Below are 25937 nucleotides of genomic sequence, written 5' to 3' on the forward strand. Positions count from 1 at the left end.
GCGATTTGTCCAATCTGGAATTTCCACCTCGTGACCGGCGTTGATCCGACCTGTACTGTACCATGATCGCACAGGGTCCGGCACGGGAGGGCCGACAAAGTGACGAAAATGGAACTCACGGAACGGCACGGGGTCCGCGCGGGCGGGTTCTTCAGCGACATGTCGGGCCACGAGCTGGACCGCTTTCTCGATTTCGTCAGCCGTTTTCTGGATGAAACGCAAGATTGCCTCGGGCTCGACATGCCCGCCCGCGAGGTGCCGATCATGGTGCAGCTTGTCCGGTCGCATCTGCGGGGGCGCATGGAAACGCCCTCGTCGCTGATCGACAGTTCCGGGCTGGCGCGCGGAACCGCGCATCGCCTGATCGAGGACATGGTTGACCGTGGCCTGATCGCGAAACGTCCGCGCACGAAAAGCGGCAAGACCTTTTCGCTGCATCCCACGCCCATGCTTATCGACGCTTGGCTGAACTATGTGCGCCGGATGAAGGCCCTGCTTGGCACCGTGTTTGGGCTGGAAGAGGATACCGACTACTTCTTCGGTGCCTCCTACCTGTCCTCTGCCGCTGTTGCCCCGTTGCCGGTTCTGTCGGAAAAGCTGGACCTGCCCGGCGGGTTGCGGGTGCTGCTGCATGCGGACGCCACCTTCATGGCGATGCAAAAGCTCAAACGTCAGTTCGAGCTGCATTTCGGGGTAGAGCTTTCGGTGCGGGCCTTGTCCATCGACCGGCTGCACGAGGAAATCCTCGAAGACATGACCCGGCCGGTGTCGCGCTATGACATCATCACCTGCGACCTGTGCTGGATGGAAGAGCTGATCCGCGCCGGGGCAATCCGGCCGATAGACCAGATGGGGCCGGGAAGTTCCCTTGAGTACATGGATTTCCACCCCGAGGCGCTGTCTACCGCGCTGCGCGGGGAAACGCTCTACGGTCTTCCGGTGCAGACCACGCCAGAGCTGTTCATCTATCGCAGCGACCTGTTCGCAGAGGCCGGCCTGGCCCCACCCGCGACGCTGGCTGAAATGCTCGATTGTGCCCGCGCCCTTCACCGCCCCGAGATTGACCGCAGCGGCATTTGCTGGAACGGCGCGCGCGGCACGCCAGTGGGGACGACCTTCATGATGCTGATGGCCGATTTCGGCCAGCCGGTGCTGAACCTGCCGCCAATGGGGGACGGGTTTCGCGGGCAGGATCTGGGGCCTGAACACCTCGTCCCAATGCTGACCGCGCCCAAGGCGCTGGAGGCCGCGGAGTTTCTGGTGGAACTTTTGACCTATTCGCCTCCGAATGTGTTGCAGATGTCATGGTATGAACGTGCCAAATGCTATGCGCAGGGACAGGCGGCCATGGGCTATTGCTACACCCAGATCCTGCCGATCATCGAGAACGACCCGACCTCGCCCGCCTGTGGGCGGACCGGGTATCTGCCGCATCCCTCTGGACCCGGCCAGCGCCCGATCGCGCCGCTTGGGGGGTGGAATATCTGCCTGCCCGCGAACCTCAAGGACAGCCGGTTCGCGGCGGTCAAGCAGGCGGCGCAGACCCTGACATCCGCCGCTGCGACCAAGCTGTATATCGAGAATGGCAGCCTTGTCAGTTCCCGCTTCAGCGTCTGCAACGATCCCGCCGTCGCCCATGATCGCCCGGTCATTGCCACGGTGGACAAGCTGGCCCGTGCGGGCCAGTTGCAGACATGGCCGCGGCCTGCGGTGCCCCAACTGAACACGTTGGTGCGAATTCTAGGCGAAGAGATTCACACGATGCTGCTGCGCAACAAGAAGCCGGGTGCCGCGTTGCGCGATGCGCAGGCCAGATGTGAAAGGACGATGGTGCGGGATCAGGCTGTCAGAGACTGACCCAACCCCGCGTCCGATCGCTTTCCTGCATCGCTTCGATGGTGCGCTGCACCTCGTACGCCTCGCGGAAATCGGGGCCGCAGCTGCCTTGCCCGGCATGGGCGGCAATCAGCTCCGCCACTTCGATCACCTTGAGATCGTTGAAGCCGAGGTGATGGCCCGGTGCGGGACAGAACGCGCCATAGGGCGGGTGCGCGGGACCGGATTCGATGCGGGTGTAACCGCTGCGCCCCGCCGCACCGGACCACAGCAGCAGTTCGTTCATGTTCTCCTGGCTGAAGGCCAGCGCGCCCTTGGTTCCAGTGATTTCCCAAGACAGATCCATGGTGCGGGCGGTCGCGGCCCAGTTCGCCTCGATGCTGCCCGCCGCGCCGTTTTCAAAGCGGAGAAGGGCGTGGGTCATGTCGTCGACCTCCACGGGCGCACGCTCGGCGCTACCCGGGGAGACGGGCCGCGTGGGGAAGATCGTGCGGCAATCGGCCTGCACCTCGCTGATCGGGCCAATGAGGAACCGCGCCATGGAGGTGATATGGCTGCCGATATCGGCCAGCGCCCCGCCCCCTGCCGGATCCGTGCGGAAGGAATGGGGCGCGTCGGGGCTCGCCATGTAGTTCTCCGCGTGCCGCCCGCGAAAACCCGTGACCTCGCCGATCTCTCCGCCCGCGATGATGTCGCGTGCCAGCCGGATCATCGGGTTGCGCAGGAAGTTGAAGCCAACCAGCGTCGTGACACCTGCGGCCTCGGCGGCCTCGGTCATCTCCAGTGCCGAGGCAGCGGTGGTCGACAGCGGCTTTTCGCAATAGACGGTCTTGCCCGCTGCGATGGCCGCCAGCGCAATCGGCGCGTGCAGGACATTGGGGGCGGTGATCGCCACGATGCCAACCTCGGGGTCATCGACAAGGGCCTGCCAGTCGGCGGTAGAGCGCGCAAAGCCAAGCGCCGCCGCGCCCCTCTGCGCGAGGTCTTCGGTCGCGTCCGCCAGAATGCTCAGCTTCGGCTCCAGCGGCAGGTCGAACAGCCCGCCCACGGCCCGAAAGGCATTGGCGTGGCACCGACCCATGAAGCCGGACCCGACCAAACCGACCCCAATCTCCTGCTTGCCCATATTGCTCTCCTACTCCGCCGCTGGCCGTGCCAGGTGATGTGACACCGCGTCGATCAGGTTTTCCTCTGTCATCGCCTCGCCCTCGAATTCGCCCACGAGCCGCCCCTCGGCCATTGCCAGCACCCGGTGGCTGACGCCCAGAACCTCGGGCATTTCCGAGGAGATCACGATCACGGCAAGCCCCCGTTCCGCGAGGTTCGCGATCAGCGTGTGGATGGCCGATTTCGACCCCACGTCGATCCCCCGCGTGGGTTCATCGAGGATGATCAGCTTCGGCCCGGCACATAGCCATTTGGCCAGCACGAATTTCTGCTGGTTTCCGCCAGAAAGCGTGGCGACCGCCTGTTCCGGCCCCGTTGTCTTGATCGACAGCGCATCCTTGTATTCATCGAACGTCGCGCGTTCCTTGCCCCGGTCCATGACGGTGTTCCTGGCATAGCTCGCCAGATGCGGCAGGGTGGTGTTTTCCATCCCCCCCATCATCAGCACCAGCCCCTGTTCCTTGCGGCTTTCAGGCACAAGCGCCATGCCAAGGTCGATGGCCTGCCGGGGTGACGGCAGCGGGATTTCCTCGCCGTGCCATTGCAGCGTGCCCCGGTCGGCCTTGCGGATGCCGAAGAGCGTTTCGACCACCTCGGAGCGTCCCGCGCCGACGAGCCCGTAAAAGCCAAGCACTTCGCCCTGCCGGACCGAGAAACTTACATCCTCGAACTGGCCCTTCAGGCTCAACCCGTCAACGCGAAGAACCTCGTCCCCGAAACTGCTGTCGGCCTTGTGGAAATAGGCTTCCAGCGTGCGGCCGATCATCATTCGTGTGACGGCGGTGGCGTCGGTCTCCCGCGTGGTCACCGTGCCCTGCACCTGGCCGTCGCGCAGTACGGTGATGCGGTCGGTCAGCTCGAAGATTTCATCCATCTTATGAGAGATATAGACGATCCCCACCCCCTGTGCCTGAAGCCCCCGGATGGTGGTGAAAAGCTGGTCCTTCTCGGTATCGGTCAGCGAGGCCGTGGGTTCATCGAAGATCACCACGTTGGCACTGAACGCCTGCGACCGGGCGATTTCCACCATCTGCTGCATGGCAACCGACAGCGTGCCGACCCGGTCATCGGGGCCGAAGCTGCATCCCATTGCGTCCAGCGCCGCCTGTGCATCGCGGCGCAGCTTGCGTTTGTTCAGCACGCCAAGCGCATTGGTGGGCCACGCGCCCAGATAGATGTTCTCGGCCACCGACAGTTCCGGCGAGAGCGACAGTTCCTGGTGAATCAGCAGGATGCCCTTTTCGCGCGCGGCCAAAGGATTGTCGATCTGGACGGGCTGGCCCTGGTAGATGATTTCACCCGCATCGGGATGATAGAGCCCTGCCAGCACCTTCATAAGCGTTGACTTGCCCGCGCCGTTTTCCCCCACAAGCGCATGGACTTCACCGGGGCGCACATCGAAGCTGACCTTGTCCAGCGCGACGACGCCGGGGAAGGTCTTGGTGATACCGGATAGCGTCAGGATCGGGTTTGCCATGGTCATGCCTCCTGCCGGCTGAGAAGCTTGTCGATCAGCAGCGCGAGGACAAGGACCGTACCCATTACCATAAGCTCCACATAGTTCGGGGTGTTGAGCAGCCGCAGCCCGTTGCGCAGAACGGCCAGCGTCAACACGCCGCCGATGGTCATCCACATGCTGCCGTATCCGCCCTGCAACCGGGTGCCACCAAGCACCACGGCGATGATCGTCCAAAGCTCCCACACCTTGCCGGCATTGGGTTCAGCGGTGCCAAGGCGCATCGACAGAAGAATACCCGCAACCGCAGCCAGCGCGCCGCAGAGGGTGAAGTTGATGATCTTGTGACGCTTGATATTGATGCCTGCGTCATGGGCCGCGTCGATATTGTCGCCGATGGCGTAGGTTTCACGCCCGTGGCGGGTACTGGACAGAACCCACTGGAAGAACAGGGCCAGTGCGATGAAGATCATCGCAGTCAGAGACACCGGGCCAAGGTAGATCTCGGGGTAGTCCGTATAGCTGAAATCGCTGACCATCAGGGCGTCTTCGCCGGTATAGATGAAGACCAGCCCCCGAATCCCGATCAGCCCGCCAAGCGTGACGATGAAGGAATGCATCCCCGACAGCGCCACCAGAGTCCCGTTGAGAAAGCCAAGCGCGGCCCCCGACAGCAAGCCCACGAAGACCGCGGGCCAGATGCCGATATGATCCTGCAACCCGATGGCCAGCGCCGAAGCGAGCGCAAGGATCGCGCCGACCGACAGGTCGATTTCCCCGTCGATCATCACCATGGTCATGCCGATGGCAAGGATGCCAATGAAGGCCGCCTGCGTCAGCACGTTGCCAAGGTTGTTGACCGTCAGGAAATAGGGGCTGGAGGCGGAAAACACCACGACGGTCAGCGCCAGGAACACCCAGATGTGGTTGCGCATCAACAGGCGTGTGACGCTGCTGTGACCGCCTGCCTTGGTGATGGATGTGGTCGCGCTCATGCCAAGATCCTCCCGCGTTTGGCACCCAGGTCGATCCAGACAGCCAGGATGATGACCGCCCAGGTGACGAGCCACTGAATGTAATAGGGAAAGCCAAGCAGAAGCAGTCCGTTCTGGATAAATCCGAGCATGGTGATGCCCAGAACCGTGCGCCAGATACTGCCTGACCCGCCAAGCAGGGATGTGCCGCCAAGGATCACGCCCGCCAGAACGGTCAGTTCGTAGCCCTGACCGATGGTGTTCTGCGCGCCCATCACGCGGCTGCCCATGATGACTGCGGCAATGGCCGTGGTCAGCCCGGAAAGCGCGTAGGCCCAGAACACCGTCCAGCGCGATGCGATGCCGGAAAAGCGACTGGCGGTTTCATTGCCGCCCACCGCAAAGACCTGGCGGCCGAAAACCGTGCGGTTCAGGACGAAGGCCGCGATCACTGCCGTGACAAGGAAGATCAGCGCAGGCACCGGGACGCCAAGCAGGTCGTGCCGCCCGAATACCGCGAACCACGTGGTCTGTGCATTCTGGACATTCACGTTCGAGCCGCCGGAATAGAACAGCACCAGCCCCTGCAGGAAGGACAGCATCGCCAGCGTCACGATCAGGGCGTTCAGCCCGACAAGGCCGACAAGAACGCCGTTGAACATGCCAACCCCGATCCCCGCCGCAAGCGTGATCAGGATGGCCATGGCCGGGCCGGACGTGTTGTGTTGGTCGACCACGATCACCGTCAGCAGGGTCAGAAGCGATCCGACCGACAGATCCAGCCGCCCGGTGATCACCACGAAGGTGACGCCGACCGCCATGACGCCCGTGATCGACACCTGTCTCAGGACGTCGAAAATATTGCCCGGCGTCAGGAACGCATCGGCGCTGAGGGCGACCGAGATCAGGAACAGCCCGAACCCCGCCAAAAGCCCATGCCGACGCAGGAACGCCTTCACCTCTGTCTGCATTGTCACGATTCCTCCCTGTTTCGAACGGTAGGCGAAGGGCTCGGCCCGCAGACAGCGCCAATAAATCCAATCTGGTTATTCGGCCCCGATCTGCCGCGCGACGAAGTCCCCGTGAAGTCCCCGTAGGGGCGGTCAAGAAAATCAGATTTGGACATGTCGCGCGTTGAACGCTTGTGCCCTCGGCTCATGATCAGGGGTGTTGAAAGGGCGCAGGCCGCGACGCCCCGTTGCCAAAGGGCAAACCGAGATGCGGCGCGAAAAGGGAGGAAAGAAATGACGAAACTGATGACAAGGGGCTTTGGCCTTGCGGTGGCAGCGGCGATGACCGCGGGCATGGCAATGGCTCAGGATGCACCGGACTGGCTGGGAGGAGACCTTCAGCAGCCGCTTTCGGAAACGCGGATCGGCATCACCGTTCTGTATCCGGGGTCCAACGCCTATCAGGCGATGTATGCACAGGCAGCCGAGGAATACGCGGCAGAGCTTGGCATTCAGGCCACCGTGATGGACCCGCAGGGCGATCCGGCCGTGCAGTTCGACCAGATCCAGGACATGATTTCCCAGAACCCCGACGCGATCGTGGTCTGGCCCACCTCGCAGAACGCGTTGATTCCGGCGATCCGCTCGGCCTATCGCGCGGGTATTCCGGTGGTCACCTCGAACTCGCCCATTGGCGAGGCGGGGCGGCGCTACATCGTCGGTCACACCGGCCCCGATGACTGCCTGCAAGCCGAACAGTCCGCAGACATGCTGGCCGAAGCGCTTGGCGGCGAAGGCAATATCGTGGTCGTCGAAGGCACTCCGGGTTACACGGTGTCGATCCTGCGCGGCAACTGCTTCCTCGACCGGATCGCCGATGAATACCCGGGAATCACCATTCTGGACAGCCAGACAGCGGAATGGAACCGTGAACGCGCCCAGACCGTGATGGAAACCTTCCTGACCCAGTATGGCGACCAGATCGACGGCGTGTATGCCTTCGATGACGGCATGGGCCTTGGCGTGATCAGCGCGCTGCAAGGCGCGGGCCTGGAGCCGGGCGAAGTCGCGGTCGTGACCTGTAATCAGTTCGGCGAAGGCTGGGACGCGATGCAGGAAGGCTGGCATCAGGGATCGAACAAGCAGTCGCCGATTGACGATGCAATCCTTGCCATTCAGACGGCGATCCGCGTGGCCAATGGCATCGAGGTTCCGGCGCTGCAGGGGATCGAGACCCCGATGGTGACGCCCGAAAACGTGACCGAGTTCGAACGCCCGACCTGGTAATCGAACCTGACACATAAAAAAGGGGCGCGCGGCGGAAACGCTGCGCGCCCTTTTCTTGTGCTCTCAATAGCGCCCGTTTTCCCGCATGATCGCGTCCACCCGGTTCTGCGCGCGGGTCAGCGTTTCCTCTACGCTGCTGTCTCCGTGCAGCATCCGATAGATCTCGTCCCCCAGAACGCTCAGCATGTCACTGAATTCCGGGATCGGCGGGCGCGGCCATGTCTGCAACTCACCGCGCCGCTCCATCGCGTCCACCCGGCCCAGAAGGCTGCTTTTCGCCTGCACCTCGGGGTCGGCGCTGGTGGAAAACCGCGGGCTGCTGAGGTTGCCGTGCTGGACATACCATTTCAACACCTCGGGCCGGGTCAGGTATTCCATGACCCGCCATGCTGCCCGTTCCCGTGCGGGCGAAAGCCCCTGCGGCAACGCCAGCGAAAAGCCCCCGATCGGTGACACGGTGCGCGCGCCCGGCCCATGCGGATGCGGTGCGAAGGCCACGTTCTGATGCGCGGGCGAGGTTTCGTCCAGTTCAAAGGCGCGGGCCCGGACGCTCCAGCCATAGCACATGGCGGCGTGGCCTTCGGTAAAGATTCGAATCCGTCGGTCCCAATCGCATTTCAGGCTGTCGGGATGGGCATAACTGCGCAGTTCCAGCAGGAACTCGGCTGTTGCACGCGCCGCATCGCTGTTCAGAAGCGGGCGATAGTTTTCGCCCGACAGCGCGCCGAAATCGAAATCCTCCCCCACCCGTGGCAAGTCAATCACGGGCTGGCCGTAGCTGGCCAGGGTCTGAATGAAGGTATGCGCGACCGGCGTGCCGCGTTTGAAATTCATCACGATGCCCGACAGGTTCATCCGCGACCGGTGCAGAAGTTTCGCGGCGAACAGAACCTCTTCCGTCGTCTCGGGGATCGACAGGCCGGCATCGGCAAACAGATCGGACCGGCAGAACAATAGCTCTGCCGTGGGCTGGATCGGCAAGGCATATTGGCTGCCCGCCCAGGACGATCCCTTGTAAGCCGCAGGATGGAAATCGGACGGGTTGAACCGGTTGCGGGCGATGATCTCGTCCAGCGGCTGAATCACGCGTTCTTCCGCGAGTTGCCCGATCCACGGAAGATCCACGGCCACCACGTCATAATCCGAGGTCTCGCGACCCGCATTTGCCATGATCTCGGTGTGGAGATCGTCCAGCGTGAGATTCACCACCTCCAGCTTGGTGCCCAGAAAGCCGCCAAGTTCCTGTGCGCGTTGGCGGATGGTCTCGAATGTGGGATCGACGGGCACCGCCAGCCGGATCGTGCGGTCATAGCCCACCCCTTCGCGCATCGCGTTCGGATAGGGCAGGATGCGAGAGGCCATGTAGTAGCCGCCGAAATAGAAATCCTCCATCGCGCCATCGCCATTGGCAAAGCCGAAGGTGTTGCCCACCATTGCCTTGAGCTGCATGGCGAAGCTTTCGAACTCCTCGATCAGCTTGCGGGTGGGGTGAAGCGAGAAGGATTTGCCGGTCTTCGACCGTGGCCGCTTGAGCAGAAAGCCGGTCTCCAGCAACTCGTTCACCCGACGCATCGCCGTACCATAGGGCACATCGGCAGCCATCGCGGCCGAGGTGATGGTCAGCAGCTTGCCCTCCAGATGCCGCCGCATGGCATAGGCGATGATGTTCCAGCGCGCGTCCGTCGCCGAAAGCTCTGTCCGTTTTTCCGTGATCGCGCGGGTTTCGTCCATGAAGGACAGAATGCGCAGCATCTCCTGCCGGGTCACGCCAGGCCCCTCCTTGCGAAATATCCAATTCTGACAAAACACACTCCGCCCTCTCGCGGCACAGGAGTTTTGTCCAATCCTGACATTTGTGACGTTCCGGCCAGACCGGCCCCTGTGACACAGTTGGGCCAAGGGCCGTCAAATGCGCGGTCGGGGAGGACCGAATGACCGCTGAGAGCTATGATTTCATCGTTGTGGGCGCTGGCTCTGCCGGGTGTGCCGTGGCCGGGCGACTGGCAGAGGCGGGGCATAGCGTGTTGCTGCTGGAAGCGGGCGGCAAGGATCGCAATCCCTTCATTCACATCCCGCTTGGCTATTCTTTGCTTTATGCGAACCCGTCCGTGAACTGGTGCTACACAAGCGCGCCGGAGCCGCATTTGAACGGGCGGCAACTCTTCCAGCCGCGCGGCAAAGTTCTGGGCGGCACGGGCGCGATCAACGGCATGATCTACATGCGCGGCCAGCCTCAGGATTTCGACGGATGGGAAGCGGCGGGCTGCACCGGTTGGGGCTGGGACGGGGTGCTGCCCTATTTCAAATCCTGCGAGGATCAGGAACGGGGCGCCGACGATTTCCACGGCGCTGGCGGGCCGGTCTCCGTTTCGGACATCCGTACCGAACATGCGCTTGGCGAGGCGTTCCACGCGGCGTCAGAGGCTTTGGGCGTGCCCCGCAACGATGATTTCAACGGCGCGCAACAGGAAGGCACCGGCTACGTCCAAACCACGACACGGAACGGCAGACGCTGGAGCACGGCAGCGGGCTACCTGCGCGGCCCCGCCAAACGCAATATCGACCTGCGCCTGCATGCGATGGTTGAGCGGGTGGATCTGGACGGCAAGCGCGCGACCGGCGTGACGTGGACGGACAGGTCCGGCACCCATTCGGCCAAAGCGCGGCATGAGATCATCCTGTCGGGCGGCACCTTCAACTCCCCGCAACTCCTGCAACTCTCGGGCATCGGACCCGGTGCTCTGTTGCAGGCGCATGGCGTTGAGACGCAGCACGACCTGCAAGGCGTGGGCGAGAACCTGCAGGACCATTTCGGCATCGGGGCGGAGTATCGGTCTACCGTGCGGATGACGGTTAACGACCTTTACAACAACAAGCTGAAGGGCGGGCTGCAACTGCTGCGCTGGCTGTTGTTCCGCACCGGACCGTTCGCCGATAATGGCAATTATTCCAATACCTTCATCTGTTCAGGGTCGGAGATTGACCGCCCCGACATGATGGTGACTTTCATGGCCTGGTGCACGGATGAGCAGTTGAAGCCGCACCCGTTCCCCGGCTTCACGATCCTGGCCGAACATATGCGCCCCAATTCGCGCGGGCATGTGCGGCTGACCGCGCCGGACCCCGCGAAAGCACCGGAAATCCAGTTCAATTTCTTCGCGGACGAGGCCGACCACCGCGCGGCGCTGGCGGGGCTGAAGTTCGGGCGCAGGATTGCGCAGACCGCGCCGATGTCGGATTGCGTGGAAAATGAGCTGTCCCCCGGCAAGGATGTGCAGTCGGACGAAGACCTGCTTGCCTATTGCCGTCAGAACGGCCTGTCCCTGCTGCACCCCGTGGGCACCTGCAAGATGGGGGTGGATGATAGCGCCGTGGTCGATCCGCGCCTCAAGGTGCATGGTATCGAAGGGCTGCGCGTGGCCGATGCCTCGATCATGCCGCGCATCGTGACCGGCAACACCAACGCGGCCTCGATCATGATCGGGGAGAAGGCGGCGGCGATTATTCTGGAAGACCTCAGGGGGCGCGCATGACACGGGAACTTGGCATCGCCCTGATGGGCACGGGTCGCATGGCCCATGTCTACGGTCCCAAGATCAATGCCCATCCCGGCCTGCGGCTGGAGGTGATCTATAACCCGCGCATGTCATCCGCCCAAAAGACCGCTGCGCTTTATGGCGGGCGACCGATGGACGATCTCGACGCGGTGCTGGCCGATCCGGACGTCGATGCGGTGGTGATCGCGACCCCGACCGATACCCATGTGGACTATATCGAGCGTGTCGCGGCGGCGGGCAAACCGATCTATTGCGAGAAACCGCTCGACCAATCGCTGGAACGGGTGGACCGCGCCATGCAAGCGCTGAGATCGCACCCTGTGCCCTTCATGCTCGGCTTCAACCGCCGGTTCGACCCCGACAACGCGATGCTGCAACAGGCGGTGCGCGCGGGCGAAGTCGGCCCGCTCAACATGCTGATGAGCTGGAGCCGCGAGCCAAGCCCCCCGCCGATCGACTACGTGCGTGCCTCGGGCGGCTATTTCGTCGATGCCACGATCCACGATATCGACCTTCTGTGCTGGATCGCGGGCGAGAGGCCCGTTCAGGTCTATGCCGCCGGCAGCTGCAAATTCGACCCCCGGATCGGGGCGGAGGGTGATTTCGACCTGACCATGACGACCATGACCATGCCCTCTGGTGCATTGGTCCATATCAACAACTCGCGCGCCTGTTCCTACGGGTTCGATCAGCGGCTGGAGGCGTTTGGCGAAAAGGGCATGGTGCAGACCCGCAATCACCGCGACGACACGCTTGTCCGGTGGAACGGCACCGCGACCGAAGCGAGGAAGCCGCTGAAACACTTCTTCCTCGAACGCTATGACCAGTCCTTCTACAACGCGCTGGACGAGTTCCATGCGGCAGTAACCGAGGGGCGCGAACCCTCCAGCACTGCCGAGGACGGGCGCGCCGCGCTTGCCATCGCGCTGGCCTGTGCGCAGTCGGCGCGGGACGGTGTTGCGGTTCAGCCAATTTACGGCGGCTAACATCTGGCTGGCCCGGTGCAGTGATTGCCCGTCAAATGCCGCAGAGCGCGACGCCATTTTCCGGAAGTGCAGGATCATCCCGCAAGGCGGCCCTCAATCGGCGCCTACTTGGGCAGCCGCCTTGCACCGGCGTTCATGCGGGCGGAGAAGACCTCCGCTTCCCCTGACGAGATCAGGCGGATGGCTGCACCGTCGTCAATGGCATATCCCTCGGGCAGATCGCCCCGCGCGATGGCCTCGGGAAACGCGGTTTGTCGAAGGGGTTCCGTGGAATAGTGCGGACAGCAGGAACCCGGCACGATCCCCAAACCGTCCATCGGACGCAATCCGTTTCCGAGCGAGTCCGTCAGCACCTTGTCGAACCAGCAGGCCGCCCCTGCGCTGACCCCGGCCAGCACAGTGCCTTTCGCAGTAGCCTCCGCCAGCACGTCAGCAATGCCCGTTTCCCGAAAATGGCTGACAAGTCGGGCGGTATTGCCGCCGCCGACATAGATCAGATCCAGAGAAGCGACCCATACCGAAGCCTCGGCAGAACTGGCGCCTAAGGGCAGATGCGACAATGACCCCGCCAGATCCGCAAACCGCATGTGGAACCGGGCAATCTTGACCGGGTCATCCTGTGATGCGGCCCCGATGAAGCCGAGGCGTGGCCGGTCCGGCAGGCCCTTCAGGCAGAACAGATCAAGCTCTGGATCCTCGCCATGGGTGAAGCCTCCACCGCCTATTGCTATGACATGATAGCTGCCGTGCATGTTGCCTCTTTTCGTTTGCCAGCGTCGGTTTAGCACGGCTTGGTCTACGTATGTATTCGTTTGACACATACGTTCCCGAGAAAAACGAATTTGTCTGATCCCGCCCGGCCTTTGACACTTTCGGTCGGGACCACCGGCGATGATTTCGACTATAGATGAAGTTTTCTGTATCCATGACCGCCTTTCTTTCGGTTTGACGGAAAACGGCACTGACAAGAACAATCGCTTATTCGGCCTGGCGGCGCCGGACCCGATCAAATGCCGCACAAGGGAGGAAGACATGAAACGAATAATTGCACTAGCGACGGCGGCCGTGCTGCTGGCCAGCCCCATGGCCATGGCGCAAAGCGGAACCTTCCGTCAGGCGCATGAATATGGCTTTGGCGCACAATCCAGCCTCGACCCGATCTCGAACGGGCGGATTTTCCAGATCACCGAAAAGATCATGAGCCGTCTGGTGCGCCCCGGCCTTGATGGCCGCCCAAGCCCCGATCTGGCAACTGAATGGTCGGCGAACGAGGACGCCACGGTCTGGACGCTCAGCCTGCGCGACGGCGTGACGTTCCATGACGGCTCCACCTTTGAAGCTGCCGATGTTCTCTATTCGCTGAACCGCGTGCTCGACCCCGAGATGGACAGCCCTGCCCGGTCCGCCATCGCCATGATCGAAGCGGTCGAGGCGCTGGACGACATGACCGTTCAGATCACGCTGGACACGCCCTTCGCGGACCTGCCCTTGCAGCTGATGGATTACCGGCTGCGGATGATCCCCGAAGGTTCAGGCGATACGATCGCCACCACCGGCATCGGCACCGGCCCCTTCATGGTTGAAACCTTCGACGCGGAAGGCACAACCGTTCTGGTCGCCAACCCCGACTATTGGGAAGGTGCGCCCGGCGTCGCCCGGATGGAGATCATCGGCATTCCCGATGGTCAGGCCCGCCTGCAGGCGCTGCTTGGCGGTCAGATCGACATGGAACGCGGGATCACCGCACAGCAAAGCGTGATGTTCCAGAACTCTGACCGGTTCACCATTCAGGAAATCCCGACCGGCAACTGGCGCGGTCTGGTGTTCCGCACCGATGTGGAACCCTTCAACGACCTGCGCGTGCGTCAGGCGGTGCGGATGGTTGCGGATCGTCAGGAACTGGTGGATCTGGTGCTTGGCGGCGGCGGCATCGTCGCCTGTGACACGCCGGTAGAGCCCAACGACCAGTATCGTGCCGACCTGTCGTGCCCGCAGGACATCGAGGGCGCCCGTGCGTTGCTGGCCGAGGCGGGCTACCCCGACGGCATCGACATCGACGTGCATGTCGCCACGCTGGAGCCGACATGGCCGACATTGGCCGTCGCCTATCAGCAGCAGGCCGCCGCTGCCGGTATTCGCGTGAACGTGGTTCAGGCCCCGACCGATGGCTACTGGTCCGAGGTCTGGATGCATGAAGATGTGTCGGCCACCCGCTGGAACGAACGGCCCGCGGATCAGGCCCTGCATGAAATCTACCTGTCCACGGCGCGCTGGAACGAATCCTTCTATCAGGACGAAGCTTTCGACGCCCTGCTGGCCGCCGCCCGCCGCGAGCTGGATTTCGAAGCCCGTCGCGCGCTCTATGTTCAGGCGCAGGAACATCTTCAGGAAACCGCCGGCACGCTGATCCCCTATCACGTGACCCGTCTGGTCGGCGTGTCCTCGCGCGTGCACAATCTTGACGAGGTCAAGAACGACGCCGTGCGGTGGCATCTGATCACCGTCGACGAGTGATCGGCTGAAACCATGCCCTCCGCCCCGCTAGACCGGGGCGGAGGAGCTTCTTTCTTTAAAGGGCGGGTGGCACAACGATGCTGCAGATGTTTCTTCGGCGCCTGTTTCTGGGTGCGATCACGGTGGCCATCGTCTCCATGATCATCTTTGCGGGCGTAGAGATCCTGCCCGGCGACGCCTGCACCGCCTTCCTCGAACGCGAAGCGCAGGGGCGCGTGCTTGAAAACTGCCGCGAGGAACTGGACCTCAACCGGCCCGCCGTCGTGCGATACCTCGATTGGGCGTCAGATGCGCTGCGTGGCGATCTGGGCGTGTCCGCCAATGGCCAGCGGTCCATCGCCGAAATGGTTGGCGCGCGGCTACAGAATTCGCTGCTGCTGGCCGCCTGCGCGCTGATCGTGGGCGTGCCGACCGCCATCTTCCTTGGTGTCGTGTCGGGCCTCTGGCGCGACCGGCCCGTCGACCTTGTGCTGTCGACTGGCGCGATCTTTGCCATGACCATCCCCGAATTCGTCTCTGCCACGGTGCTGATCCTCGTCTTTTCGGTCTGGCTTGGATGGCTGCCGGGCATCGTGCTGACCTCGGCCAATGCGCCCGCATCCGAGTTTTTCCCCGAGATCATCCTGCCCGTGGTGGTGCTGGCCATGGTGATGACAGCTCATATCCTGCGCACCGTCCGCTCCTCGGTCATCGAGGTGATGAACAGCGATTACGTGCAGATGGCGACGCTGAAGGGCGTGCCCTACTGGCGCATGGTCTTCCGCCACGCGCTGCCCAATGCGCTGCTGCCCGCGATCAACGTGGTGGCGCTGACCATTGCCTGGCTACTGGGCGGCGTCGTCGTGATCGAGGTGGTGTTCAACTATCCGGGCCTTGGCCGGATGATGATCGATGCGATCTCCGACCGTGACCTACCGGTGGTGCAGGCCATCGCGCTGATTGTGGCCACGGTCTACGTCGGCGTGAACCTGACCGCCGACTTGCTGACCATGGTCGCCAATCCGCGCCTGCGCACCCTTTACACGAGGAAATGACGGACATGAGCCTTGCCTCGATCCCGCAGAATTCGCGCCTTGGCCGCACCCTGTCGGTGCTGCGCGATGTCATGTCCCGCCCCTCTGGCGCGGTCGGTCTTTGCCTGGTGGTGTTTCACCTGATCCTGGCCGTAATCAGCCCCTATATCGCGCCCTTCGACTATCGCACGATGAATGCCGCGATGATGCTGACCGGGCCGGACGGCGTGCATTTTCTGGGCACCGACCACCTGGGCCGCGATGTGTTCAGCCGCACCATCCAGGGCGGGCGCGAGGCCATTCTGGTCACCGGTATCGCCACGCCCATTGCCGTGGCCTGGGGGGGGATGGTGGGCATCTTCTTTGGCCTCATCGGCGGGCGAGTGGACGAGGTTATGATGCGCTTCGTCGACGCTTTCCTGTCGCTGCCGTGGATCCTGAAGATGCTGGTCCTGATCGTGACCTTCGGCACCGGGATCGAGGTGCTGATCCCCACGCTTGCTTTCTTCTACGGCATCCCCGTGATCCGCATCGCCCGCGCTGCGACCCATGATGTGGTGGCGCGCGATTTCGTTGCCGCCGCCCGCGCGCGCGGGCAGAGCCGCATGACGATCATGCGCAAGGAACTACTGCCCAACGTGCTCGATGCGCTGATGGTGGAAGGCGCAATGCGCTGGTCGTGGATGCTGCTGGCATTTTCGTCGCTGTCGTTTCTCGGCTTCGGAGTGTCACCGCCGACGCCAGACTGGGGGCTGATGATCGCCGACGCGCGCGGCTTCATGTCCTTCGCGCCCTGGGGCGTGCTGGGGCCAGTCATCGCGCTGTCGACGCTGATCATCGGCATCAACCTCACGGCGGACGCGCTGGCCAAGGCGCTTGGCATCGACCGCGCACAGAAGGCCCCGGTGTGACATGACCGATACTCCCGTGATTCAATTGTCTGACCTGTCCATCGGCTTCACCGGCCGGGCCGGGCACACCCTGCCGGTCCTGCGCAACATCGAGCTGACCGTGCGACCCGGCGAAAGCATCGGCCTTGTCGGCGAAAGCGGATCGGGCAAGAGCACCGTGGCGCTGGCAGCCATGGGCTATCTCAAACGCGGGCTTCGGGTGTTGGGCGGTAGCGCCACGTTCGAAGGTCACGACATGTTTGCCCTGAGTCGCAAAGAGCTGGAAAGCCTGCGTGGCGGACATCTGGCGCTGATCCCGCAGAATTCGGGCCAGTCGCTGACGCCCACCCTGCGCATCGGCGCGCAACTGACCGAGGCGCTGCGCCTGCACAGCCGGCTTGACCCGGCGCAATTTCCCGCCCGTGTGCTGGAGCTTCTGGGGCAGGTGCGCCTGCCCGATCCGCAGGCGATCACCCGCCGCTATCCGCATGAATTGTCAGGCGGGCAGCAGCAGCGTGTTGCCATCGCCATGGCGCTGGCGGGCGAGCCGCGCGCCCTTCTGCTCGATGAGCCGACAACGGGATTGGACGTCACCACGCAGGCCCATATCCTCGAACTTCTGCGCGATCTGGCGCGCGAAACCGGCATGGCGATGGTCTATGTCAGCCACGACCTTGGCGCGATTGCGCGGGTCTGTGATCGGGTGGTGGTCATGTATGCGGGCGAGGTGGTGATGGAGGGCAGCGCCCGGCAGGTGCTGACCGCGCCGACGCACCCCTATGCACGCGGCCTTCTGGCCTCGATCCCCAAACTCAGCGATCCGCATCTGCCTATGGCCCTTGGCGGCCGTCCCCCGGCACCGGGCGGCGCGGGCGATGGCTGCGCTTTCGTGGACCGTTGCGCGCTGGCCAGCGACCTGTGCCGAACCAGTCGGCCGATGCTTGCCCCCGGACCGGGGGGCGCGCCGGTGCGCTGCCACCATGCCGACCGGGCCGACACTCTGCCGATGAGCTCTCAGGGCGATCACGCCGCGCGGGCCGAGGCGGGAACCGCCCCCGTCCTGTCCCTTCAGGATCTGGAAATTCGCTATTCCAAGCCGGGTATTCTGGACCGCTTGCGCGGGCGCGAGGATACGCGGCCTGCCACTGTCGATGACATCACGATCAGTATCGCGAAGGGCGAGACACTGGGGCTGGTGGGCGAGTCCGGCAGTGGCAAGTCGACGATCCTGAAAACCATCGCCGGGCTGCTACCGCCCGCAGATGGCGAGATCCGCTTCGACGGCGACGCGCCGCTGCCGCGATCCGTCGAACAGCGCGGCCCCGATCACCTGCGCCGCATCCAGCTGATCTTCCAGAACCCTGACGACAGTCTCAACCCGCGCCACACCATCGCGGAAATCCTCGAACAGCCGCTGAAGCTCTATTTCGGCCTGTCCGGCACCGCCTTGCAGGATCGTTGCGTCGAGATCCTTGAACGGGTCCGCCTTGGCGGCCACTATCTCGACCGATTGCCGAGCCAGCTGTCGGGGGGCGAGAAGCAGCGCGTCGCCGTTGCCCGCGCCTTTGCGGCAAACCCGGACCTTGTGCTCTGCGACGAGGTGACATCGGCGCTCGACGTGTCGGTTCAGGCGGCGGTGCTGGAACTTCTGAACGACCTCAAGGCGGCGCAGGGCACGACCTATGTGTTCGTGTCGCATGACCTTGCCGTGGTGCGGGCGCTGTCGGACCGGGTTGCCGTGCTTTATCAGGGGCGGCTGTGCGAGATCGGGCCGTCGGCTGAAGTCTACGCGCTGCCCTCGCATCCCTATACCGAGGTGCTGCTTGGTGCCGTGCTGGAGCCCGACCCCGACACCGTGCCCAAGCTGACCGCCGATGACGTGATCGAGCTGTCGCCACCCGCGAAGGGCTGCCCGTTCCAGCGCCGTTGCCCGCGCAAGATCGGCGCAAAATGCGACACCGACACCCCCCCGTGGCAGACCCGCGACGATGGCCACGCAATCCGATGCCACATCCCGCTGGACGACTTGCACCGGCAGCAACATGCCGATTCATAGCCTGCCTGCATAGGTGCCGGATCAATTTCGATTGGCCCGGATTTTTGCAGCCGGTCTAAGGTGTTGGCATGAAACCGCAGAGCTGACAGGGGGCCGCCATCGCCCGTCCGACCGACACCGACCGATCTCGCATCTTCTGCACCGAGGATGCCCGCAGGATCGCGCAGAAACGCCTGCCGCGCGTCATCTTCGATTTCATCGAAGGCGCGGCGGGGCGCGAGGTGGCGACCGCCCGCAACCAGACCCGGTTTGACGAGATCACCCTGCAACCGCGTGTGCTTGAAAATGTCGGCGCGCGTCGTCTGGAAACCCGGTTTCTGGGGCGGAGGCATGGCCTGCCCTTCGGGATCGCGCCCATGGGCATGTGCAACCTGACCCATCCCGACGCCGACCGGGCGCTGGCCCGCGCGGCAAGCCGCTTCGACATTCCGCTCTGCCTGTCTTCTGCGGCATCAAGCTCTATCGAGGAGATGCGGGACTGGGCCGGGGATCATGCGTGGTTTCAGTTGTATGTCGGCGCGTCGATGGAGCAATCGCTGGATATGGTCCATCGTGCGAAGGCGGCGGGCTATGACACGTTGATCCTGACCGTGGATGTCCCGCAGGTGGCGCGCCGCACCCGCGACCTACGCAACGGCTTCCAGATGCCGTTTCGCATGACGCCCCGGCTTTTGTGGGATTTTGCCAGCCATCCGAGTTGGTCCCTCTCGATGCTGTGGAATGGCGCGCCGGAGCCGCGCAATTTCTCGACCAGCGCGACGGCCACCAGGTTTGACCGCAGCGCCAGCCGCGCCGGGGCGGATTGGGCGTTTCTGGATCGTCTGCGCGACCTGTGGCCGGGACGGCTGATCGTCAAGGGCGTCGGTTCCAACCAGGATGCGCGGCGCATCCAGGCGGCGGGGGTTGACGCGATCCAGGTTTCGAACCATGGCGGGCGGCAATTGGACAGCGTGCCTGCCGCCATCGACCTGCTGCCGCGCATTCGTGCGGCGGTTGGCCCCGATTATCCGCTGATCTTCGACAGCGGCCTGCGCAATGGCGAAGACATCGTCAAAGCCTTGGCGCTTGGGGCGGATTTCGTGATGCTGGGGCGCCCGCTGCTCTACGCGCTCGGGGCCGAGGGCGCGCACGGCCTCGACACCCTGATCCGCATATTGGCCGAGGAAACCAGCCTGACGCTGGCGCAAGTGGGCCTGACCGGTATCAGTTCGGTCAATGCCGGGATCCTTGCCGACGCTTCAGACATGCCCAAGCCAAAACCGGCGGCGCGGACCGCCCTGACAGCCTATTGAAAGACATGGAACAGAACATGACAGCCAAGCATCAGATCAGGGGCGGCGCCTTGCTGGCCCGGGCGTTCAAGGAAAAGGGGGTGGAGCATGCCTTTACCCTTGCGGGTGGGTTCTGCAACCCGGCGCTGGAAGGCTTCATGGAATGCCAGATGCCTGTGATCAACTGCCCGCATGAACAGATCGCCGGTCATCTTGCGGACGGGCACGCGCGGATCACCCGCAAGCCGACGCTCTGCCTTGTGGGGCCGGAAGGCTTTGCCAACGCGGTTCCGGCGATGTTGGAAGCCTGGGGCGAGCGGTCTCCGGTCATCTTCGTCACCGGGTCCTCGACCCTGAAACGACAAGGCGCTGGCGGGTTCAAGGAGATCGACGATGTGGCGATTGCTGCGCCGCTGACCAAGTATTCCGAACAGATCGTCGACGGCAACCGCATCAGTGAATTCGTCGACCGCGCCTGGAAGGCCGCAACCACAGGCTATCCCGGCCCGGTGCATCTGAGCCTGCCGGTCGATATCATGTTCTCGTCCTTCGACGAGGATGCGGGCCGGGATGAACGCCCTTTCAATCGCACCGCGCAACCGGTGCCCCGCGCCTGGCCGGACCCTGCGGCGCTTGCGCCGGTGCTGGACAGGATCAGGCGCGCCGAACGCCCGGTGATTATCGCAGGGCACGGCGTCTGGTGGTCAAAATCCGAAAGGAACCTGGCCGCGGCGGGCAACAAGCTGCGCATTCCGGTCTACAACGTGCCCTATCACACCAAGAACCTGGGTGAGGAAACCGAGTGCTATATCGGGCTGGCCGATTTCCACCAGTTCCACCCGTCAAAGCCCGCAATCCACGAGGCGGACGTGGTGGTGATGGTCGGCTGCCGGTTGGACAACCAGATGAATTTCGGAAACCCGCCTTTCATTCCGGCGGGGACCACGCTGATCTGCGTGAATGGCAGCCATGAGGAGCTGGACTACAACCACGGCGCCGACATGCCGCTGCTCTCCGATCCCGGCGCGTTTCTCGACGCCCTGGCGGGGATTGATCAAAGCTGGGACAGCTGGTTTGCCCTGCAACAGCAGCGTCGCGCCGAATGGGTGCAGGAATGGACCGACCATCTGGACCAGGAGCACGCCCGCGACATTACTGAGGGCCGCAAGATGCACCCTCTGCAACTGGCCGTCGATGTTCAGGCCGAAATGCAGGATGGCGATTGGCTGGTCTTCGATGGCGGCAACACGCATTTCTGGAACGAGATCGCCACCAACATCGCCGCCAAGCGTGGCCGGAAACTGGGTGGCATCCTGCATCCGGGCAATTACAGCCTGCTCGGGGTCGGCGTGTCCTTCGCGATGTCGGCCAAGAGCGTGCATCCCGACAAAACGGTGGTTCTGGTCTCGGGCGACGGTGCGTTCCTGTCGGGCGGCCTGTCCATCGAGGCCTGTTTTCAGGAAAACCGCCCCATCGTGGTGGTGATCGACAACAATGGCGGGCTGGACTGCATTTCGCAGCAGCAAGAGCGTCTCTTTGCGAATGGCCGCCATTTCGCCACCGATTTCCGCGATATTCCGTTCCACGCGATGTTCGAGGGGTTGGGCGGGCATGGCGAACTGGTCACGCGGCGCGAAGAGCTTGCCCCGGCCCTGAGGCGCGCCATAGCCAGCGGCAAGACGGCCTGCATAAACGTGAAATGCCGGGGCGTGATAAGCCCGATCGTGGCCGCCACATCCGACAAACGCGACAAGGCGTCAATCGAATGAGCGCGACTGTGTCCACCCATACACTCAGCGGTCTCGACGGCACCCATGCCGGTGGCGTGCGGGTGACGCTGACCCGGATCACCGGCACGCCAGAGCAGCTGTTCAGCGTCGATACCGACGAGGGCGGGCGGCTGAGCCAGCAGGTTGATCTGACCAGTGCCGATCCCGGCGATCTCTACGAGCTCAGCTTCGCAACCGGCCCCTATTGGGCCGATAGGGGCGCATCGCCGCTTGTACAACAGATTGCCCTGCGCCTTCATATGCCCGACCCGGACGGGCGCTATCACCTTCCGGTCATCCTGTCCCCCAACAGCAGCGCCCATTGGTGGTCGCGCTGATCAATAAGGCCAATTCCATGTCCGACGGTCTGAACATGTCGCGCCGCATCCGGCGCACCCCCTATACGGATCGCGTCGAAGCCGTCGGGGTTCGCGGCTTTTCCGTGGTCAACCACATGCTGTTGCCCAAGGCGTTCCAACCGAGCGTCGAGGAAGATTACTGGCACCTGCGAGAGCACGTGCAGATCTGGGACGTTTCCTGCCAGCGACAGGTGCAGATCAGCGGCCCGGATGCCGCACGGCTTGTGCAATGGATGACCCCCCGCGATATCTCGAACGCGAAGGTTGGCGATTGCCTCTATGTGCCGCTGGTCGATCACAAGGGCGGGCTGGTCAATGACCCGGTGCTGCTGAAACTGGCCGAGGACCGGTTCTGGCTGTCCATCGCCGACAGCGATGTGCTGCTTTACGCGCTCGGGCTGGCGATTGGTGCGGGGATGCAGGTGGAGATCGAGGAACCCGACGTGTCGCCGCTGGCCGTGCAGGGACCGAAGGCCGAAGACCTGATGGCCCGTATCTTCGGGGACGGCATCCGCGAGGTCGGGTTCTTCAAATTCGCCCGGTTCGACGTCGAAGGCACGTCTCAGATCATTGCCCGGTCCGGCTATTCCCGACAGGGCGGCTTCGAGATCTACCTTGAAGGCGGGCATCTCGGCCCGGCCCTGTGGGATCGGATCTGGCAGGCGGGTCAGGCGTTCAACATCACCCCTGGCTGCCCCAACCTGATCGAGCGGATCGAGGGTGGAATGTTTTCCTACGGCAACGAGATGACACGCCAGAATTCTCCGCTGGAACTGGGGTTGGCCAAGTTCTGCAAGCTGGACGGGTCCGTGAGTTGCCTTGGGTTGGCGGCATTGCAAGACCTTGCGCACAAGGGCGTTTCACGGGAAATCCGCGGGCTGCGCTTTGACGGCGGGCCGGTTCCCACCTGTTCCATCCCGTGGCCGGTGATGGTGGGCGACAGGCAGGTCGGTCAGATCACGTCGGGCATCTGGTCGCCGCGCTTTTGCCAGAACGTGGGCCTGTCCCTGATTGACAGAGGCTACTGGGACATCGGCCAGGTGGTGCGCGTGCTCACCCCTGACGGAATGGACCGCGAGGGCGAGATCGTTCCGCTGCCGATGGTCTAGGATCAGCTTGCAAAGCTGTTGGCCAGCTTGACCCGCTGATCAAGCTGTTCGGCCAGAATATCGGAGAACTCGGCGGCCTGGCGGGACAGCCGCGCGCGGCCCCCGCAGACAATCGAGACATAGTAGGTCAGGTTCTGCAGGATCGGGCGGAAGGCCACCCCCCCCATGCGCACCGCCTGTTCCGCCGAAAAGGGATCGGCAATCGCCAGCACCCCGGTTTCGCGCACCAGCGCTGCCGCCACGGGCATGTTGGTCGAAGACAGTCGGGACCGGGATTGCAGCTTTTGCGACAGGCTGCTGTCCATCGACATCATGGCATCGGGGAAGGCACCGCCGAAGGTCACGAAATCCTCCTGCTCGGCCAAGATTTCCAGGTCGACGGGACCGGCCAGACCCACCAAAGGATGATCCTCGGGCATGAGGCAAACATAGGGTGCGGCCGTCTGGAAAAGGGTTTCCACACCGTCATAGGGCGGTTGCCGCCCGACCACGCCCAGATCGAACTGATGCAGCTGCACCGCGTCCAGAATGGCCGGGGTATTGCGGGCGTGGATCATCACACGGATATCTGGATATCTCTGGATCAGACTGTTGACGGCGCGCGGCAGTTCAATCGTGGAAATCGATTGAATCGTGCCAACCGAAACGACGCCCCCGCTTGTCGTGCGGATGCTGTCGGCCAGATCCTGAAGCCGGTCGACCCCCACGAACATGCCTTCTACAGCCTGATAGAACGTCCGCGCCTCTACCGTCGGGATCAGCCCTCGTCCGTTTCTCTGGAAGAGGGCAAAGCCGACGGACCGTTCCAGATCCGCGATCAGCCGGCTGACGCTTGGTTGCGAGACATGCATCATCTCGGCAGCTCCGGTGATGGACCCGCAACGGATGGTGGCCCGAAATGCCTCCAGTTGGCGCAGATTCATGTCTTGGGTCCTGTATCTTGCGACAGCGATTGCAAGGGACGCGGTCATGATCAAGTCATTTTTCGTATGCTTGCTGGATTTTCATAGAAATACCAAATGCAACTTGTCAACAAAACAGAACAACCTTCCGGGATAAACGCCGCTACCGGGGGAGATGATGACCGTGCTCCGCGCTCTGGCTGCAAGCCATGCTGGTGTGCCCGACTGTGCCCTTTGCGCAAATCCCAGGCGTCGTGACAGGTTTGGCGATTGCAGGGGCGCACGGAATTTCGCACCATCGGCCCCGACAGGCAGAAGGGCATGGTATGGACCCCAAGATCATCATCTGTGGCACTGGCCGCGCGGGCACGACCCTGCTGGTGCGCATTCTGACTGTGGCGGGGATGGACACCGGCTTTAAACCGCGCCGCTTCAAAGGCGTGGAAGAGAACCTCGGCCGCGCCGGGCTGGAAAAGCCTGTCAGGCGGCACAACGTGGACAAGCTGCCGTTGGTAGTGAAATCGCCGCAGATCGTGGATGTGCTGCCGCAGCTTCTGGCCGAAAGCTGGTTTCCGGTCGGACTGGCCATCATCCCGATGCGAGAGCTTGGCTCTGCCGCCAACAGCCGCCGACAGGTGCGCGAGCGGGCAATCGCGGCGGGCGAAGACCCGGACATGGCACCGGGCGGGCTTTGGAAGACCGATCAGGCCGAGAACCAGCATTGGGTTCTGGCCGAGCAGTTTTACCGCACGCTGGAACCTCTGGTTGCAGCTGAAGTGCCGGTCGTGACGCTGTCCTTCCCGCGCTTTGCCAGGGACGTGGACTATTTCGATCGGGTGCTCGGCACAGAGCTTGAAAGGCGCTACGGCGTGGATCGTGACAGGCTGCGCGCCGCCCATGCGCAGGAATGCAACCCGACACTGATCACCGCGGAAGCGACGGCCCTGAAAGACAGCCCGTCATGAGATGGGACAAGCTGGCCGAGCATCAGATCCGCAAGGCCGAGGCCGAAGGGCAGCTCGATGACCTGAAAGGGGCGGGCAAGCCCCTGAAGCCGGAGACCGGCGAGAGCGCCGATGCGGCAGGGTTTCGGATCATGCATGAGGCGGGCGTTGTCCCGCGCGAGATCGAGCTGCGCAAACAGGTGGAGACCCTGACAGCGAAGCTGAGGGAAACCCCGGAGGGCGCGGAGCGTGAAGCGATCGTCCGGGAATTGGCCGACGTTCGACTGAGGCTCGACATTGAACAGGAAGCACGGCGCAAATACATGCGCCATGACTAGCATCAGGAGAGAGGGCTGACATGGACCTGTCGGACGGACGCGCGTTCAGCGCGGACACCATTGTAGCGCTGTTCACAGACACTTTTGCCGCCTCTGAAGGGGCGGAGGAAGGCGCGCTGATCGGGGGGCTGGTGCAACAATTGCTGAAGACACCGGCGCAGGAATTGCGCGTCTTCACGGCCTCTGACGCGGGTCAGCTGCTCAGCTGCATCTGCTTTACCCGGCTGACCTACCCCGAAGACCCGCGCCGTGTGATGCTGTTGTCCCCGGTCGCGGTGGCGACAGCGGCGCAGGGCAAGGGCGTGGGGCAGGCATTGATCACGCATGGGCTGAACGCGCTTCGGGCCGAGGGGATTGACGTGGCCATCACCTATGGCGATCCGGCGTTTTACGGACGAGTTGGGTTTCAAGCCCTTACAGAAGAGATGGCCCCGCCGCCCCTGCCACTGAGCCACCCTGAAGGCTGGATCGGTCAGTCGCTGTCTGGGGCGGATCTCTCACCGCTGAAGGGGCCATCTTCCTGCGTGGCGGCCCTGAACAAGCCCGATTATTGGTGACA

The 25937-nt window shown here is 63.4% G+C and carries 22 protein-coding genes; 15 read left to right on the plus strand and 7 right to left on the minus strand.

Annotated elements, in window-relative coordinates:
- Window positions 1-108: 108 nt before the first annotated feature.
- Window positions 109-1857: an ABC transporter substrate-binding protein gene (locus tag BKY26_RS05520; protein ID WP_071689398.1), complete on the plus strand. Its 1749-nt coding sequence runs from the start codon at window positions 109-111 to the stop codon at window positions 1855-1857.
- On the opposite strand, the gene BKY26_RS05525 is transcribed toward BKY26_RS05520, so the two are convergent.
- The 4 genes from BKY26_RS05525 to BKY26_RS05540 are packed head-to-tail and all read right to left on the minus strand — an operon-like array spanning window position 1847 to window position 6404.
- A complete protein-coding gene (locus BKY26_RS05525; protein ID WP_071689399.1) occupies window positions 1847-2962 on the minus strand; it encodes a Gfo/Idh/MocA family protein in 1116 nt (371 codons plus the stop codon). The genes BKY26_RS05520 and BKY26_RS05525 overlap by 11 nt on opposite strands.
- 9 nt (window positions 2963-2971) lie before the next feature.
- Window positions 2972-4480 carry a sugar ABC transporter ATP-binding protein gene (locus BKY26_RS05530; protein ID WP_227434939.1) on the minus strand — a complete coding sequence of 503 codons (1509 nt, stop codon included), beginning with the start codon at window positions 4478-4480 and terminating at the stop codon, window positions 2972-2974.
- A gap of 2 nt (window positions 4481-4482) precedes the next feature.
- The gene (locus BKY26_RS05535; protein ID WP_083431329.1) at window positions 4483-5454 is read right to left on the minus strand and encodes an ABC transporter permease; all 972 of its coding nucleotides are present in this window, start codon (window positions 5452-5454) and stop codon (window positions 4483-4485) included.
- Window positions 5451-6404 (minus strand): ABC transporter permease, encoded by a 954-nt coding sequence (locus BKY26_RS05540; protein WP_071689401.1) that lies wholly within the window; start codon window positions 6402-6404, stop codon window positions 5451-5453. The genes BKY26_RS05535 and BKY26_RS05540 overlap by 4 nt, the downstream gene beginning before the upstream one ends.
- A gap of 273 nt (window positions 6405-6677) precedes the next feature.
- On the opposite strand from BKY26_RS05540, the gene BKY26_RS05545 reads away from it, so the two are divergent.
- Window positions 6678-7670 carry a sugar ABC transporter substrate-binding protein gene (locus BKY26_RS05545; protein ID WP_083431330.1) on the plus strand — a complete coding sequence of 331 codons (993 nt, stop codon included), beginning with the start codon at window positions 6678-6680 and terminating at the stop codon, window positions 7668-7670.
- Between the two features lie 63 nt (window positions 7671-7733).
- Here BKY26_RS05545 and BKY26_RS05550 read toward each other — a convergent pair whose 3' ends face one another.
- Window positions 7734-9437, minus strand: coding sequence for an extracellular solute-binding protein (locus tag BKY26_RS05550; RefSeq protein ID WP_071689402.1), 1704 nt, complete (start codon window positions 9435-9437; stop codon window positions 7734-7736).
- Window positions 9438-9601: 164 nt separating this feature from the next.
- Between BKY26_RS05550 and BKY26_RS05555 the strand changes: the two genes are divergently transcribed.
- Both BKY26_RS05555 and iolG read left to right on the plus strand, forming a co-directional pair.
- On the plus strand, window positions 9602-11203 hold the full coding sequence (locus tag BKY26_RS05555; protein ID WP_071689403.1) for a GMC family oxidoreductase: 1602 nt from the start codon (window positions 9602-9604) through the stop codon (window positions 11201-11203).
- Window positions 11200-12213: an inositol 2-dehydrogenase gene (iolG, locus tag BKY26_RS05560; protein ID WP_071689404.1), complete on the plus strand. Its 1014-nt coding sequence runs from the start codon at window positions 11200-11202 to the stop codon at window positions 12211-12213. Before BKY26_RS05555 ends, iolG begins: the two co-directional genes overlap by 4 nt.
- Before the next feature lie 104 nt (window positions 12214-12317).
- Here iolG and BKY26_RS05565 read toward each other — a convergent pair whose 3' ends face one another.
- Window positions 12318-12965: a Type 1 glutamine amidotransferase-like domain-containing protein gene (locus BKY26_RS05565; protein ID WP_071689405.1), complete on the minus strand. Its 648-nt coding sequence runs from the start codon at window positions 12963-12965 to the stop codon at window positions 12318-12320.
- A 280-nt stretch (window positions 12966-13245) separates the two neighbouring features.
- Between BKY26_RS05565 and BKY26_RS05570 the strand changes: the two genes are divergently transcribed.
- The 8 genes from BKY26_RS05570 to BKY26_RS05605 all read left to right on the plus strand — a co-directional run bounded on the left by BKY26_RS05570 (window position 13246) and on the right by BKY26_RS05605 (window position 23194).
- Window positions 13246-14727, plus strand: a complete 1482-nt coding sequence (locus BKY26_RS05570; RefSeq protein WP_071689545.1) for an ABC transporter substrate-binding protein — start codon at window positions 13246-13248, stop codon at window positions 14725-14727.
- Window positions 14728-14813: 86 nt separating this feature from the next.
- Window positions 14814-15761, plus strand: a complete 948-nt coding sequence (locus BKY26_RS05575; RefSeq protein ID WP_227434941.1) for an ABC transporter permease — start codon at window positions 14814-14816, stop codon at window positions 15759-15761.
- Window positions 15762-15766: 5 nt separating this feature from the next.
- Window positions 15767-16651: an ABC transporter permease gene (locus BKY26_RS05580; RefSeq protein ID WP_071689407.1), complete on the plus strand. Its 885-nt coding sequence runs from the start codon at window positions 15767-15769 to the stop codon at window positions 16649-16651.
- Window position 16652: 1 nt separating this feature from the next.
- Window positions 16653-18686 (plus strand): dipeptide ABC transporter ATP-binding protein, encoded by a 2034-nt coding sequence (locus BKY26_RS05585; RefSeq protein ID WP_071689408.1) that lies wholly within the window; start codon window positions 16653-16655, stop codon window positions 18684-18686.
- A gap of 173 nt (window positions 18687-18859) precedes the next feature.
- On the plus strand, window positions 18860-19978 hold the full coding sequence (locus BKY26_RS05590; protein WP_321184865.1) for an alpha-hydroxy acid oxidase: 1119 nt from the start codon (window positions 18860-18862) through the stop codon (window positions 19976-19978).
- Window positions 19979-19995: 17 nt separating this feature from the next.
- On the plus strand, window positions 19996-21726 hold the full coding sequence (locus BKY26_RS05595) for a thiamine pyrophosphate-binding protein (protein ID WP_071689546.1): 1731 nt from the start codon (window positions 19996-19998) through the stop codon (window positions 21724-21726).
- Window positions 21723-22064 (plus strand): hydroxyisourate hydrolase, encoded by a 342-nt coding sequence (locus tag BKY26_RS05600; protein ID WP_071689410.1) that lies wholly within the window; start codon window positions 21723-21725, stop codon window positions 22062-22064. The genes BKY26_RS05595 and BKY26_RS05600 overlap by 4 nt, the downstream gene beginning before the upstream one ends.
- A gap of 17 nt (window positions 22065-22081) precedes the next feature.
- Window positions 22082-23194 (plus strand): dimethylsulfoniopropionate demethylase, encoded by a 1113-nt coding sequence (locus BKY26_RS05605; RefSeq protein ID WP_071689547.1) that lies wholly within the window; start codon window positions 22082-22084, stop codon window positions 23192-23194.
- Between the two features lie 2 nt (window positions 23195-23196).
- On the opposite strand, the gene BKY26_RS05610 is transcribed toward BKY26_RS05605, so the two are convergent.
- Window positions 23197-24117 carry a LysR family transcriptional regulator gene (locus tag BKY26_RS05610; RefSeq protein ID WP_071689411.1) on the minus strand — a complete coding sequence of 307 codons (921 nt, stop codon included), beginning with the start codon at window positions 24115-24117 and terminating at the stop codon, window positions 23197-23199.
- Between the two features lie 305 nt (window positions 24118-24422).
- On the opposite strand from BKY26_RS05610, the gene BKY26_RS05615 reads away from it, so the two are divergent.
- From BKY26_RS05615 to BKY26_RS05625, 3 genes are read left to right on the plus strand one after another with little or no spacing between them, the layout of a single operon-like run.
- Window positions 24423-25061: a hypothetical protein gene (locus tag BKY26_RS05615; RefSeq protein WP_071689412.1), complete on the plus strand. Its 639-nt coding sequence runs from the start codon at window positions 24423-24425 to the stop codon at window positions 25059-25061.
- Window positions 25058-25378: a DnaJ family domain-containing protein gene (locus BKY26_RS05620; protein ID WP_071689413.1), complete on the plus strand. Its 321-nt coding sequence runs from the start codon at window positions 25058-25060 to the stop codon at window positions 25376-25378. The genes BKY26_RS05615 and BKY26_RS05620 overlap by 4 nt, the downstream gene beginning before the upstream one ends.
- Window positions 25379-25398: 20 nt before the next feature.
- Window positions 25399-25935: a GNAT family N-acetyltransferase gene (locus tag BKY26_RS05625; protein ID WP_071689414.1), complete on the plus strand. Its 537-nt coding sequence runs from the start codon at window positions 25399-25401 to the stop codon at window positions 25933-25935.
- The last annotated feature ends 2 nt before the right edge of the window (window positions 25936-25937 follow it).

The organism is Nioella sediminis, assembly GCF_001879695.1.
Lineage (GTDB): Bacteria > Pseudomonadota > Alphaproteobacteria > Rhodobacterales > Rhodobacteraceae > Nioella > Nioella sediminis.